Raw genomic sequence first — 13,467 nt, forward strand, 5'->3', positions numbered from 1 at the left:
ACCCCCTTTTGCTATATAGGTTCTCATTGACACCTAGACAGAAAAAACATAAAGTTTTAACCATAAAAAAAAGCGCTCCTACTGACAACTTTATCACAAAAATACTAAGTATGATGATGGGGGGAGCAGATCCAGAGCGTGAAAAGAAAAGACAATTAAAGAATCTGAAAAAAAATATAAACCGTTCAAAAGGCAGATTTTATAAAACCTCTGGTGATCTGGCTCAACCAAGCTTAGCCAAATTCTTTTATGAAATATACAAAATCATCGGTTCCGCTCAGGTTTTTCTGGAAGTCGCAGATTCTTCTGAGGCTCTCAAGAACATTATAATAGAGTCTTCTTTTACAGACATTCAGGCAGATATAGCTCAAAAAGTGACAGAGGATGCTCTCCGTCAACGAGCTAATGAAGTGGAAATCAAAGTCCTGGCCAATGAGGTAAAGGAAGAACTTGTAGAGTTCTTTTCTGGCTTTGATATCAATAAAGTTAAAGAGATAAATTACAATTACAACAAAATCCGTTACCTGGTGGACTTTGTCCGCTATGATTATTATTTCATTTTGAAGAAATTTGATTCCAGTCTCCCTGAAAGGGATTTTACCTATAATCCCCGTTTTGACAGTATCAGTGGTGAATATATATCCGAGGATATAAAGGACTTTTTGTCTGTAATACCCCAAATGGATACAGATCCTGCATGGGAAAAGGTCCTGGATGTTCTCAAGGAATATAAAGGAATAGAGGTCATTAATAGACAGGATTGGGCGAAAATGCTTAGGGGGCTGTCTGCTGTCAAAAAATCAAGCCAATTGTTGATGGTGGCTCAATACATTGATAAAGACCCGTACTACGTACCGTATAGCGAAATCTACGATGAACATATTGTCGAAAATTACCTTCAAACTGTTAAAACCAAAACAGAAAAGGTTATTCAAAATCTTATACGTGAGCAAAAAAACGCCAAGAAGGACCAGTTACTAATGGGAATCTTTGGCACTACGATAATTACAAGAACAAAGTATTATACTGAAAAGAATAACATGGCTTTCTCTAAAAAGGGTTCTGGTGGATTTAGCTATATAGAACCTATGAATTATCTAAAAGCTTTCCTGTTGGATATCCTTAAAAGGGACGTAAAAGAACTGGTAGATTTACTTCTGATTAGGGGAAAGTGGAGCACTAACCTCATGAGCCAGCAATTATCAGAAGCTTTCTATAAGTGTTTAGATATTAGTCAGAACTTGATTGAATTTGATGAATCGTTGGCAGATGAAGGTCCTGTAGGCAATAAGCTAAAACAAGCAGCTTTCAGAGCTGAAAGGGATAAAGCCGCAGCCCATGTACTAACTTCTACCATGAATGATGTTAATGAGAAAGCCAAAGAGCTCATTAATAATTCTGCTCAGAATCTTATCAATATAGGTAAAGGGCTGAAGATGGTCATTGAAGATTATAACAAAGCCAAGAAAGAGCTGATCATTAACTGGAAAGAAATAGAAGGTGCCTCAGAAAAAGAGATGCTTCCCTGGATGACTGAAACCTACAAACGTATGTTTTACTTTATTCAGCTGCTTCAAAGCTATATGAAGAAGATGGATTAGATAGCCATATGAGGCTAGCCATTCGACCGGTTTTTCCCTCTCTGCGATAGCTATAAAAACGAACAGAATCCTCATAAGTACATAGATTCTCATTGTATATCTGATCAACTCCCAGAGTGTGTAGAATGCTGGTAGCGGCCTTGGTCAGACTCAAATAGTAATGACCTTCCTTCTCAGAAGGATGAAAAGCCTTATCTGTGGATGGATATCTATCAAGGAAGGCTTTTCGCACTTCTGGACCTATTTCATAATTATCTTGACCAATAGCTGGTCCCAAATAAACCTTGATCTGTGATAAGGGCGAGTGAAAATAGCCAAGACCATTATCAATAATACCCCCTGCTAAGCCTCGCCATCCCCCATGTAAAGCTGCGATCTCTGTTCCTTCTTCATTCGTAAGAAGGAGTGGGAGGCAATCAGCTGTTACTATGCCGATAACATCATTTACCTTGTCTGTGTATACACCATCTGCTTGATCCGGGCTTTGATTTGTCCGGATCACTCTGGCAGAATGACACTGATTAACTAAGAATGGTCTAGAAGGTAATTCTGCATCTTTATGCAATGAATCTATTTCTGGAGTGTAAGGTTTCGTTGTTATTATGTAGTTAACAGAATGGGGTGTTTCCCAAGTCTTGGATAGTTTAAAAGTCAAAAGTATAGTTCTCCAATTTGGCGGCAAGATGAATGGGGACTTTGGCTATGACCTTTGTTCCTGCCTCCAGGTATTCCGTTTCCAGTATCTGAGCTTCTCTATGGAGAAGGCTAACCAGATCATGTCTAGTATGGGGAAATAAATATTCCTCTGTCTGAAAGGTGTGGGATAACTTTTGCTCTAGGGCCTTAACCAGTTCTTCTAACCCTAAACGTTCATGGAGGGATATGAACAAAGCGTCCGGAAACTCATTCTGAAGCATCTGCTTGTGAATCAGATCATCCTGAAACTTATCAAGCTTATTAAACACTGTTATCGTAGGTTTATCATTAACCCCCAGCTCTCCCAACACAGCCATAGTGGCTTTGTAATGATCTAAAACTTCCGGGTTAGAGCCATCGAGAACATGAACAAGGAAGTCAGCCATGACCGTCTCTTCCAAGGTAGATTTAAAGGCTTCTACCAAGCTATGGGGAAGCTTACGGATAAACCCTACTGTGTCCGTCACCAGCAGTTCCTGACCTAAAGGAAGCTTAACTTTTCTTGTGGTAGGATCCAATGTAGCAAAAAGCTTATCCTCTGCCAAAACCTCTGAATCGGTTAAGGTATTTAGTAAACTGGATTTTCCCGCATTGGTATATCCCACGATACTGGCCGTGGGGACTGGACGGGCCTTTCGTTTTTTTCGCTGGATAGCTCTACTGCTTTGAACTTTGATTAATTCTTTCTTCAGGGCATCCATCTTACGAAGAACGATACGTCTATCGATTTCTAGTTGAGTCTCTCCTTCCCCTCTGGTTCCTTTTGTTCCACCCCGTTGACGGGATAAGTGTGTCCAGGCTCTGGTTAATCTGGGGAGTGAGTATTCCATCCGGGCCAGGGCGACCTGGAGGACTGCTTCTCTGGTTTGCGCTCTATCGGCAAAGATATCCAGGATAACTTCCTGTCTATCGATAACGGTTACCTGACTATTACGTTCCCAGTTTCTCTGTTGGCTAGGACTTAGATCATCATTAAATATGATGAGATCAGCTTCGACTTCCTTAGCTTCTTCAAGGATTTCTTCTACCTTTCCCGTTCCAATAAGGTATTTAGGCTGGGGATTCCGTAATTTGACAAGGGAATGCCCAATAGGTTCTATGCCCATAGTATGAACGAGACTGTATAATTCTGTAATATGCTCTTCAGCTTCTTCTTCCTTCATATCCGGATACTGAATACCCACAAGGAAGGCCCGTTCACATTTCTCGCTTAAAATATCTTGTTCTTCTGATTGAAGATTTATATCACTCATGGTTTAAATTCATACTTCAGGGGAGGTCTGTGGTCAAGTGAATAGGAACCTTTATTGAAAGAAAAGAGCTTCCTCGACATAATGAATCCATGGAAGCTCCTAAATGTCTGCTATGCCGGTATTATTATGTAACCTACGATATTAGATTTCCTAGAGGATGCCGTAAGTTCGGTATCAAGAGTTATCATCTACCCTCTTTGGAGATCTATCGTGCCAATAAGGCCCATTGTCCCAGTTTTACCCCGAAGAAATAATGACTCCTTATAATGTCTTAGATAATTCTTCCAGGTGTTTGCGGTACCCCGCCCAATCTTTAATTGGCTTTTGAGCAATACCTTCCTCACAGGCGGCTTTTGCTACGGCTAAGGATTCTTCAATAAAAACCCTCTTATCAAATGGTTTAGGAACGATATAGTTTGGGCCGAAGGAGAAATCCTCTCCCCCATAAGCTTTTATCACGTCCTCAGGGACAGGTTCTTTAGCTAAAGCGGCAAGGGCTTTAGCTGCTGCCATCTTCATATTCTCTGTTATGGAGGTAGCCCGCACATCCAGTGCTCCCCGGAAGATAAAGGGAAATCCCAACACATTATTTATCTGGTTGGGATAGTCACTACGACCTGTCGCCATGATAATATCCGGGCGTGTTTCTTTGGCTAAGGGGTAGGTGATTTCCGGATCAGGATTGGCCATGGCAAAGACAATAGGCTGTGGAGCCATAGATTTGAGCATAGCTGGAGTGAGAATGTTAGGGGCTGATAAGCCAAAGAAAACATCCGCACCAAGGATAGCTTCCTCCATAGTTCGGGCCGGGCTGTCTGAAGCCCATTGGGCCTTCTCCGGGAACATTTCCTCTGTACGTCCTTTGTAGACGACTCCGATTATGTCACACATGATGATATTCTCTTTGGGCACACCCAACGTTGCGAGCATTTTGACACAACTAAGACCTGCCGCCCCTGCACCGGAAAAGACGATCTTCACTTGATCCAGTTTTTTCCCAGTAACCTCCAGGGCGTTTAAAAAGCCCGCTGCGGATATGATAGCTGTCCCATGTTGGTCATCATGGAAGACGGGTATGTTCATGATTTCCTTCAGCTTTGTCTCTATTTCAAAACATTCTGGCGCTTTGATATCTTCCAGATTGATGCCACCAAAAGTTGGCTCCATCAGGCTAACCGCTTGAATAAAAGCCTGTGGGTCTGTTGTATCCAATTCTATATCGAACACGTCAATTCCGGCAAACTTCTTAAATAAGACCCCCTTACCCTCCATAACAGGCTTGGACGCTGCAGCCCCTCTATTGCCCAGACCAAGAATGGCGGTTCCATTGGAGATCACTCCTACCAGGTTGCCCTTCGCCGTATAGTTATAGATTTGATTTTCCTCTTCTGCTATAGCCAGAACAGGTTGGGCTACCCCGGGAGAGTAGGCCAGGGCTAGATCTTCAGCACTGGAACATTCCTTTGTCGGTACGACCGATATTTTGCCAGGTGTTGGATACCTGTGATAATCTAAAGCATTTTTATCTGAAGCCATCATATCCCCATTAATCAATAAGTATTCCTTACTCTACAAATCTTGGATATAAATTTAAAGTCCCATGTTGTAAGGTCTAGGCTTTTCTTAGTGGGTATTATTGGTTATACTTTCCAGCGAAAATATTAGAATACAAGGAAATAAAATGGGATTAAATTGTGGTATTGTAGGACTTCCTAATGTAGGTAAGTCAACAATCTTCTCAGCCTTAACTTCTGCTCCTGCAGAAGCGGCCAACTATCCTTTCTGCACTATTGACCCCAATGTAGGAATAGTTAATGTCCCTGATGAAAGACTTAATAAGATATCAGAACTCATTCCTCCTCAGAAACTCATACCTGCAGTGGTAGAGTTTGTAGACATTGCGGGACTCGTTAAAGGGGCCAGTAAGGGCGAAGGCCTTGGTAATAAATTCCTGGCCAATATCAGAGAGACCGATGCTATCCTTCATGTTGTCCGATGTTTTGAGAACGAAGACATCACACATGTCGATGGAAGTATCGATCCACTCAGGGATATTGAAACCATTAACATTGAGTTAGCCTTAGCTGATTTGGAAACTGTTGATAAAAGAAAAGAACGGGCTTCCAAAGAATTAAGAGCCGCTGGCTCTGAGAAGGCAAAAGAAGCCGCTCAGATTATGCCTATCCTGGACAAACTTCAAGCGCAATTAGGAGAGGGTAAGCCGGCTCGTGGTATCGAGTGGAGTGATGATCAAAGAATACTCTTAAAACAATTGCACCTCATTACTCTTAAGAAGACCATGTATGTATGTAATGTGGATGAAAACGGTCTTGATGAAGACAATGATTATGTCAAGAAAGTCAAAGCCCTGGCTGAGGAAGAAAAGGCTGAAGTTGTTGTCATCTGTGGTCAGTTAGAAGCGGATATTGCCAGCTTGGAAACGGAAGAAGAAAAACAAATGTTTCTAGATGAAGCAGGCATGACTGAATCAGGATTATCCCGTTTAATCCACAAGAGTTATAACATGCTTGGATTACGAACTTATTTTACAGCTGGTGAACAGGAAGTCCGGGCCTGGACCTTTCATGAAGGAGATAAGGCACCTCAAGCGGCTGGGGTTATCCATACAGACTTTGAAAAGGGTTTTATCAAGGCTGAAGTCTACCATTGTACAGATCTATTTGAGTTTAAAAGCGAAAGTGCTCTCAAATCTGGTGGTAAACTCCGTATTGAAGGAAAGGAATACGTTGTCAAAGATGGAGACGTAATGCATTTCCGATTTAATGTGTAGAGTACGTTTTAATAATAGCTTGTCATACCATATACTTTTGGATAGTATGAAGCGAATAATATTCCCCTTTCCTCTAAGGAAAGGGAGCTTAATAGTGAGGTGAAGGAAGTTATGTCTGATTCCGACGGCAGTTTATGCCTACATGACTTTATCCACCGGGGTGATCAATCACTCAGAGTGGGCAGCTCTCCTATTTAAGCATAAGAGACCATCCCCTTCTTGTGATTGTGTTTATCCCAAAACGAACTAAGAAGGTAGGAGGCCCTCCATGATATCTATCTGGAAGACAACTGACAAAAAGATGGTCAAATCCATTGTTCTGGAACGAAATAGCTGGGTGGAAGTTGCCAATCCCAGTGAAAGCGAAATCGAATTCCTAAATGTAGAACACCAGATTCCTGAAGATCTCATTCTGGATATACTCGATGAAGACGAACGCTCTCGAATAGAAATTACCAATTACTATACCTGCTTAATAACTCGTGTTCCCGTGTATGATGAAACGAGAGAAGTACGGTATTTTACAGTCCCTTTAGGGATTATCATCTCTAATGGATTAGTGTTCACCATCTGTTCACGTCCCTCAGCCATACTTGATGCTGTGGCTAAGAAAATTGGCTCTGTGGCAGATAGTAATGTCTATACTTTTATGTTAGAGATATTGAACAAATCCATTACCAATTATCTGCAATACCTTAAGCAAATCAACAAACTTACTAGCCGTATAGAAGAGGATTTGCAGAATGCTGTTAAAAATACAGAATTACTTCAACTTCTGCGTTTGGAGAAATCTCTCCTCTTCTTTACCACTTCTTTGAAAGGTAATGAAATGTTATTGGAACGTTTTGAGAAGCTCTTTGATTCCAAGTTATCCAGTTCGCAAAGAGAAGCTTTGGAAGATCTGAGGATTGAAGTAAGACAAGCTCAGGAGATGACCTCTATCTATTCGAATATCCTCAGTGGAATGATGGATATTCTCGCCTCTGTTATCTCTAACAATCTGAATGTTGTTATGAAACGATTGACTCAGATATCCATAGTATTAATGATCCCAACATTTATCGCCAGCTTATATGGTATGAATGTATCCCATCTTCCTTTTCATGATAAAAGCTGGGCCTTCCCGGCTATATTGGGTGTTTCTACTGCATTGGCTCTCATCAGTGCCATGTTTGTATCCAGGCAGAAGAAGTTTTGATTACTGGGTTTTATAATTTTGCTTATTGAAAACATTTAGAATCCAATAAGCAAATAGGTGGTTTGCTTATTGAAAACAGATGATTTTCAATGGGCAAACAGCCTAAAAGCAACGGCCTGTTGAGTCTTTGGCACATTCAGGACTGGAACATCGGTAGCACACTTCGTTTACTAACTTCTCTCCGGCAAGGTAGGCTTTGACATTATCCAGGGATGTTTCGGCTATATTATTGAGAGCTTCATGTGTCAGGAAGGCCTGATGAGAAGTGATCAATACATTTGGGAAGGAGAGTAGTCTGGCTAAGGTGTCATCAGTAATTCCTTCAATGCTCATATCTTCAAAGAAATAATCTCCCTCTTCTTCATATACATCAAGACCGGCTGCTCCAATTTTGCGATTCTTTAATCCATCAACAAGGGCTTTAGAATCAATCAAACCACCACGTCCTGTGTTGATAATGATAACGCCTTGTTTCATCTGGCTAATAGCATGAGCTCCAATAATGTATTGAGTCTCAGGAGTTAATGGACAATGAAGGCTTATAATATCAGCTGATTGAAAGAGCTCATCCAGGCTCTTATAGGTAAATCCTAATTCTTGGGAGGCCTGTTCATTGGGGTAGGGATCATAGGCGACAATATTCATTCCAAAACCTTTTAATAAACCAATCATCACCTGTCCAATCTTCCCGGTTCCAATGATACCCATGGTTTTGCCATGCATATCGAAGCCCGTTAAACCACGCAAAGTAAAGTTGCTTTCTTTGGTTCGGATATAAGCTTTATGGGTCTTTCGATTCACGGTCATGATGAGGGCCAAGGCATGTTCTGCCACAGCATAGGGACTATAAGCGGGAACCCGGAGAACATGGATTCGCTTGTGTGCTGATTTAAGATCCACATTATTATAACCGGCACAGCGCATGATCAGAACTTTTGTTCCCTGTTGTTCCAGTATATCCAGAACTTGATTGTCCAGGGTGTCATTTACAAAGGCGCATACCGCTTCATATCCCTTGGCTAAGAGGGCCGTATCAGGATTAAGTTTGGGTTCAAAGAACTTAAGAGTGTATCCATAAGCCTCATTCTTATTAATAAAGGACTCTACATCATAGGGCTTTGAGTCGAAAAAAGCTATTTTCATGGTCTTCTCCTAAATCTATTGTTTACTATCATAATAAGGATAGATTCTTTTACATAAATAGTGAAGAATCGGTCTAATGACAAGAGTCTTTACAAAATAAGGTCAAAAAGAGATAAAAATAATCGATATAAAAGGATCTTTTGAGTTCAGTGGTATAAAGTATTCTTTGAAAAAATGCGATATATGCATATCTTGTAAGAGGAGATAGCCAAATGAAAAAATACGCAATCATCAGTATACTGATTGGTCTTGCCTCAATGGTAGGAGCCCAATCCTTTAATGCATCCTTTGGTGCTGATTTTACATCAAAGCGTGCTTATGTTAACTTTGGTGGCGCCTTTGTGACCTTGGTCAGTACAAACACAGAATTCGAAATAGGTTCAGCTGTTGGTATCCAAACAGAACAGAATGATGGCAATACTGAAGCAAATTTTATTGTGCCTGTTAATATAGGACTTAACTTTGTATTCCCTTTTCAACCTACTTTTGATGGACTGGTAGGTATAGGTTTAGAACCTACTTTTCTCTTTCCCGGTGAAGATGATGAAGATGTTAACTTTCTTCTGGGACCATCAATTAAGTTAGGAACCAGGGTAAAGATTCATGATAATCTTAAATGGTATGTGGAAGCTAAAGAATCTATGCTAATCGGACCTCCCGATTGGATTAATCTTAAGACTACCGTATCAACAGGGTTTAATTTTAGTTTATAGGTCGTTTCATGATTGAATATGTCAATTATCATGATCCTGATGACAGGATCATTAAAAGGGCGGTACATATACTAACTGAGGGTGGGCTTATCGCCTACCCTACAGATTCGAGCTGGGCTATTGGATGTTCAAGCGAATCCAGCAAAGGTATTGATGCCTTAACAAAGCTAAGGGATAAGAAGAAAAATAAATTATCTCTTATCTGTTCCTCTATTAGTGAAATGAGTAGTGTGGCTCATGTAGATAATCAAAGTTTCCGTCTCATTAAACATTATACTCCCGGGCCGTATGTCTTTATCCTTGAAACGATTCAAAAGATAGAGAAAAAGATAGGAATCAAACGTCCGGAGATAGGGTTACGTATTCCTGATCATAGGGTCCCTATTTGTCTTGTGGAGGCATTAGGTGTTCCCCTTTTTTCCATAACCGCCGGTAAGGACTTGATAGATCAGGATGTAGATGTGGAATATCCAGAGGATAATTTATTAGAATGTGGTTGGGAATTAGAATCCATTAATGGAATTGATCTTATCATCGATTCCGGTGAACCTTTGGAAAAATCCCTATCTACAGTGGTTAAACTGGAAAGGGGTGAGGCTCAGATTATTAGGCAAGGCAAAGGGCCTTGGGAACAATAACCACACAATTACAATACAAAATATCAAGATCCATATATACTAAGTGGGGAGGTTAGCTTTCGATGTTCAAATCCCTTTTATCTAAACTCTACATGATGAGAGTCTATTCTATGTCTATTAGGCAAATCCATTGGACTAAAATATATCCAATATTCACCAAAGCGTATAAGTTTGGTCATTTGTCTTTAAGCCAAATGAACCGTTTGCTTTTTATGAGTATCAAGAAGAATGAGTTATCTATGAGTGAAAAAATCATTCATAGTATTGAAGCTATTGAGGCCAAAAATGAAAAGCAGATCCGGGAAAGGAGAAATGCCCAAGTTTATAAAGCTTTGTGGTTATGGAAGCTTGATGATATTCAAGCTTCCTGGGCCATTTTAAAGGACCTTCATAATCAAGGTTTTCGTAATACTGTATTTTATGGCTGTCTAGGCTTCATAGCCTCATTAGCTCTCAAGAAGGAAGAGGCTCTGGTTATCTGTCAGGAGGCCTATGATTATGACCATACGGATAGTGTCATTCTGGACAATCTTGGTTCCATATTGATTGATTTAGGCCGAACAGTGGAGGCCTCTGAAATCTACGGTCAGCTTATATCTTCCAATCCTCAGTTTGTAGAAGCCTGGTATAACTATGGACGTCTTTTATTAGTCCAGGATAAATCAGATGAAGCAAAAGAAGCTGTTTACAAAGCTAAGACCTTTGAATTAACTGGTGTTACGACTATTAAAGCTTCTGATTTGGAAGAATTGGAAAAGAAAGTAGGTTAGGAGTTTATTTTGGCAGATCAAGATCTGATTAATGTTCTTGATTTTATATTAAATAGGGCTGACTCTCCTTCTATAGAAGCAATCGAAGAAGCCCTTAAAAGAAGAAAATCCAACTTAACCCGTATTGGTTCTATAGGAGTTAGTCCTCAGAAAGCGGCAAAACAGCTGGCGGGACAACTGGAATCTTCTTTGAATCAAACACGTAATATGCTCGAGTCTTCTGTCAAACGAATGGCCATTGATGTTATTCGCAAGGAGGCTCCCGAATTAACAGATGAACAGATATCCATGCTGCTTGAAGAGTGGATTCCTAATGAAGATCAGAGACAGAAAAGAGATTCCAAAGCTATGGAAGCCAAGGTCTCTTTGAATCCTGATATGTTTAAGAAGATGATTAGTGATTTTCTGAGCTTCTCTACAGGTAAGATGAGTGCTTCCTATCGTATAGAACTGGAAAATCAGATCCCTGGATGGACTGATGTCTATTGGCAGAAATTCCCTTTACGGGTTCGTAAACTGATACGTTTATATCTGGATGGATCCATTGATGCTGACAGCTTTTGGGCAGAAGTTGCCCAGTCTCTAGGAGAATAGTTCTTGGGTAAATTAGAACAAATGATGCATGAAGCATCCTATTTAGTACAGCAAGGTGATTTTAGAAAGGCCCTTAAAAGTTTACAGAAAGCCCAATCAGAATGGCCTATGGAGCCTTTGGTATATTTTAACCAGGGAATGGTTTATTACTTTAAGAAGAAATATAAAATGGCTCTTAAGAAGTTTAATGAGTCTATATCTTTGGGTGGTGCTGATCCGGATCTGTTTAATCAGTGGGGCTTGTGCTTGGATCATCTAAACCGCAGAAAAGAAGCTCGTGAAGCTTACCTAACAGCTCTGTCCCTTGATGAACAGTACTGGAAAGCCCTTAATAATCTGGGTGTTTTGGCCTTTCTTGAGGAAGACTATCCACAAGCTATTGAGTATTTTAATCAGACCCTTTCTCTCAATCCCTCTAATGGAGATACCTGGTATAACCTGAGAGATTCCTATCGGGAAGTGGGGGACCACGTCGCTGCGGATTATGCAGATCAAAGATACCAAGAGTTGTGCCCCTAATACTTGCTCTTATCGTAAATATTTAGCATTTTGTAATAATGAAATACAGAATGCTATTAACAGATATGGATGATACTCTTCTTAATGATAATTGGGAGATCTCCCAGGATAACTTATTCGCTATGAAGCGCTTGGCCCAAAGTGGTGTGCAAGTGGTTCTCTGCTCCGGTAGACCTACGGCCAGTATGGCAAAATATGCCCATCAATTATTTCCTGATAGTAAGGATAATCAATATTTTATCTCCTTCAACGGAGCTTCTATTAACGATATTGCTACAGGAAAGGAAATCTTCCGTAAAGGAGTTCCTGTCGATTTGGCTAAAGAGGTAGCTGCTCTGGCGACTGAGGAAGGCGTTACTATTCAGTCCTACAAGGGGCAAAAGTTTTATGTCAATGAGTCAAATGACAGAGCCGAATTATACTCACGTGCATCAGGAATGGAGTATGAAGCCGTAGGTTCGTTAGTGGATTATATCGATGATGAGCCTCTAAAATTATTGATTAATGCGCCAGAGGAGGATCTGGACCGTATCTATCCTAAGGCAAAAGCTATTGCAGAGGGGCGTCTTTATATGAGTTATTCCAAACCTATATATTTGGAGTTTTTGAATAAAGAAGTGAATAAAGGTTTTGCAATGCTCGAATTAGCTAAGATGCTTAACATAAGTAAAGAGGAGATTGTGGCAGTCGGCGATAGTTTTAACGACCGTGAGATGATCGAAGCGGCTGGTATGGGGGTTGCTGTGGCAAATGCCCGGGATGCGGTTAAGGATATTGCTGATTATGTGACAACAAGATCCCACTCTGAATCAGCTCTGGCTGAGGTGATTCAAAGGTTTTGGGATCTATAATAGATTAGACTTCAGAGGATTCTTCTGTTTGATTATAGAAGAGGATCTTAGGGGGGGTGATCACCCATAAAGCTTTAAGGGTCTCCTCTCCTGTATTACGTATAATATGGGGCAGGTCACTTGAGAAAGAGACACTGTCCCCTTCTTCGAAAGGAAATACTTCCTTGCCGTATTGAAGCTCACCTGTTCCACTCATAATAAATCCAAGTTCTTTACCTGTGTGTCCGAACTCTTCATGTCCCTTAGAGATTCCTGGTGGAATTTCTAAAATAAAAGCTTCAATAGCATACTTATCTGTTGAACCTGGCAATACTGTTAATTGATGGTAGTTGATTCCTTCTAATAGAACAGATGGCCTTTTTGCTTTTTTTACAATGGTTACTTTTCTTTGTCTTTGTAGATCTGCGAATAAATAATCCAGTTCAATCTGCAGTGCATCGGCGATGGCAAATAGTGTATCTATGGAAGGGCTGACTTTGTTTCGTTCAATCTGCGAAATGAGACTTTCAGAAACACCGGCTATTTCGGCAACAGCTTTAAGGGTGATTCCTTTCTTTTCTCTCAGATTTCTTAACTTCTCTCCAAATCGATACTTTAATTTTTTCACGGTTATCTAAACCCTCCAGAATGAAAACTAAGGTTTTAAATCCCTTTTGTCAATAAAAGCTCAAAGGTTGAGACCTATCAGTTGAATCAAATA

The 13,467-nt window shown here is 40.4% G+C and carries 15 protein-coding genes; 10 read left to right on the top strand and 5 right to left on the bottom strand.

Annotated features, from left to right (window positions below; all coding sequences use genetic code 11):
• Nucleotides 1-116: 116 nt before the first annotated feature.
• Nucleotides 117-1,601, top strand: a complete 1,485-nt coding sequence (locus tag K345_RS0102160; protein WP_211227815.1) for a DUF5312 family protein — start codon at nucleotides 117-119, stop codon at nucleotides 1,599-1,601.
• Here K345_RS0102160 and pgeF read toward each other — a convergent pair.
• The gene (pgeF, locus tag K345_RS19340) at nucleotides 1,561-2,256 is read right to left on the bottom strand and encodes a peptidoglycan editing factor PgeF (protein WP_053227990.1); all 696 of its coding nucleotides are present in this window, start codon (nucleotides 2,254-2,256) and stop codon (nucleotides 1,561-1,563) included. The two genes, K345_RS0102160 and pgeF, sit on opposite strands and share 41 nt — an antisense overlap.
• A complete protein-coding gene (gene hflX, locus K345_RS0102170) occupies nucleotides 2,246-3,550 on the bottom strand; it encodes a GTPase HflX (protein WP_028972779.1) in 1,305 nt (434 codons plus the stop codon). The genes pgeF and hflX overlap by 11 nt, the downstream gene beginning before the upstream one ends.
• A gap of 89 nt (nucleotides 3,551-3,639) precedes the next feature.
• Here hflX and K345_RS23280 point away from each other — a divergent pair, with 89 nt between their 5' ends.
• Nucleotides 3,640-3,804 carry a hypothetical protein gene (locus tag K345_RS23280; RefSeq protein WP_169714744.1) on the top strand — a complete coding sequence of 55 codons (165 nt, stop codon included), beginning with the start codon at nucleotides 3,640-3,642 and terminating at the stop codon, nucleotides 3,802-3,804.
• Between the two features lie 7 nt (nucleotides 3,805-3,811).
• On the opposite strand, the gene K345_RS0102175 is transcribed toward K345_RS23280, so the two are convergent.
• Complete coding sequence (locus K345_RS0102175) at nucleotides 3,812-5,104, bottom strand: malic enzyme-like NAD(P)-binding protein (protein ID WP_342664867.1); 1,293 nt, start codon at nucleotides 5,102-5,104, stop codon at nucleotides 3,812-3,814.
• Between the two features lie 127 nt (nucleotides 5,105-5,231).
• On the opposite strand from K345_RS0102175, the gene ychF reads away from it, so the two are divergent.
• Together ychF and K345_RS0102185 are read left to right on the top strand one after the other, a co-directional pair.
• Nucleotides 5,232-6,341, top strand: coding sequence for a redox-regulated ATPase YchF (ychF, locus tag K345_RS0102180; protein WP_028972781.1), 1,110 nt, complete (start codon nucleotides 5,232-5,234; stop codon nucleotides 6,339-6,341).
• Nucleotides 6,342-6,609: 268 nt separating this feature from the next.
• On the top strand, nucleotides 6,610-7,539 hold the full coding sequence (locus K345_RS0102185; RefSeq protein ID WP_028972782.1) for a magnesium transporter CorA family protein: 930 nt from the start codon (nucleotides 6,610-6,612) through the stop codon (nucleotides 7,537-7,539).
• Nucleotides 7,540-7,641: 102 nt separating this feature from the next.
• Here K345_RS0102185 and K345_RS0102190 read toward each other — a convergent pair whose 3' ends face one another.
• Complete coding sequence (locus K345_RS0102190) at nucleotides 7,642-8,682, bottom strand: 2-hydroxyacid dehydrogenase (protein ID WP_028972783.1); 1,041 nt, start codon at nucleotides 8,680-8,682, stop codon at nucleotides 7,642-7,644.
• A gap of 212 nt (nucleotides 8,683-8,894) precedes the next feature.
• On the opposite strand from K345_RS0102190, the gene K345_RS0102195 reads away from it, so the two are divergent.
• The 6 genes from K345_RS0102195 (at nucleotide 8,895) to K345_RS0102220 (ending at nucleotide 12,767) form a co-directional block, all read left to right on the top strand.
• Complete coding sequence (locus K345_RS0102195) at nucleotides 8,895-9,395, top strand: hypothetical protein (protein WP_028972784.1); 501 nt, start codon at nucleotides 8,895-8,897, stop codon at nucleotides 9,393-9,395.
• A gap of 8 nt (nucleotides 9,396-9,403) precedes the next feature.
• Nucleotides 9,404-10,033, top strand: a complete 630-nt coding sequence (locus K345_RS0102200; RefSeq protein WP_028972785.1) for an L-threonylcarbamoyladenylate synthase — start codon at nucleotides 9,404-9,406, stop codon at nucleotides 10,031-10,033.
• Nucleotides 10,034-10,095: 62 nt separating this feature from the next.
• Nucleotides 10,096-10,803 (top strand): tetratricopeptide repeat protein, encoded by a 708-nt coding sequence (locus K345_RS19345; RefSeq protein WP_037570957.1) that lies wholly within the window; start codon nucleotides 10,096-10,098, stop codon nucleotides 10,801-10,803.
• 9 nt (nucleotides 10,804-10,812) lie between these two features.
• Complete coding sequence (locus K345_RS0102210) at nucleotides 10,813-11,397, top strand: hypothetical protein (RefSeq protein ID WP_028972787.1); 585 nt, start codon at nucleotides 10,813-10,815, stop codon at nucleotides 11,395-11,397.
• 3 nt (nucleotides 11,398-11,400) lie between these two features.
• On the top strand, nucleotides 11,401-11,916 hold the full coding sequence (locus tag K345_RS0102215; RefSeq protein ID WP_028972788.1) for a tetratricopeptide repeat protein: 516 nt from the start codon (nucleotides 11,401-11,403) through the stop codon (nucleotides 11,914-11,916).
• Nucleotides 11,917-11,954: 38 nt separating this feature from the next.
• On the top strand, nucleotides 11,955-12,767 hold the full coding sequence (locus K345_RS0102220; protein WP_083963587.1) for a Cof-type HAD-IIB family hydrolase: 813 nt from the start codon (nucleotides 11,955-11,957) through the stop codon (nucleotides 12,765-12,767).
• 4 nt (nucleotides 12,768-12,771) lie between these two features.
• Here the strand turns inward: K345_RS0102220 and K345_RS19350 are convergent, their stop codons facing one another.
• A complete protein-coding gene (locus K345_RS19350) occupies nucleotides 12,772-13,374 on the bottom strand; it encodes a helix-turn-helix domain-containing protein (RefSeq protein ID WP_037570961.1) in 603 nt (200 codons plus the stop codon).
• Nucleotides 13,375-13,467: the final 93 nt, after the last annotated feature.

It is taken from the genome of Spirochaeta cellobiosiphila DSM 17781 (assembly GCF_000426705.1).
In the GTDB taxonomy this organism is placed as follows: domain Bacteria; phylum Spirochaetota; class Spirochaetia; order DSM-17781; family DSM-17781; genus Spirochaeta_E; species Spirochaeta_E cellobiosiphila.

Bases quoted from the DNA above. Each gene is read 5' to 3' on its own strand.
- K345_RS0102160 (WP_211227815.1), top strand. From the start codon at position 117: ATGGGGGGAGCAGATCCAGAGCGTGAAAAGAAAAGACAATTAAAGAAT.
- hflX (WP_028972779.1), bottom strand. From the start codon at position 3,550: ATGAGTGATATAAATCTTCAATCAGAAGAACAAGATATTTTAAGCGAG.
- K345_RS23280 (WP_169714744.1), top strand. From the start codon at position 3,640: ATGGAAGCTCCTAAATGTCTGCTATGCCGGTATTATTATGTAACCTAC.
- ychF (WP_028972781.1), top strand. From the start codon at position 5,232: ATGGGATTAAATTGTGGTATTGTAGGACTTCCTAATGTAGGTAAGTCA.
- K345_RS0102185 (WP_028972782.1), top strand. From the start codon at position 6,610: ATGATATCTATCTGGAAGACAACTGACAAAAAGATGGTCAAATCCATT.
- K345_RS0102190 (WP_028972783.1), bottom strand. From the start codon at position 8,682: ATGAAAATAGCTTTTTTCGACTCAAAGCCCTATGATGTAGAGTCCTTT.
- K345_RS0102195 (WP_028972784.1), top strand. From the start codon at position 8,895: ATGAAAAAATACGCAATCATCAGTATACTGATTGGTCTTGCCTCAATG.
- K345_RS0102200 (WP_028972785.1), top strand. From the start codon at position 9,404: ATGATTGAATATGTCAATTATCATGATCCTGATGACAGGATCATTAAA.
- K345_RS19345 (WP_037570957.1), top strand. From the start codon at position 10,096: ATGTTCAAATCCCTTTTATCTAAACTCTACATGATGAGAGTCTATTCT.
- K345_RS0102220 (WP_083963587.1), top strand. From the start codon at position 11,955: ATGAAATACAGAATGCTATTAACAGATATGGATGATACTCTTCTTAAT.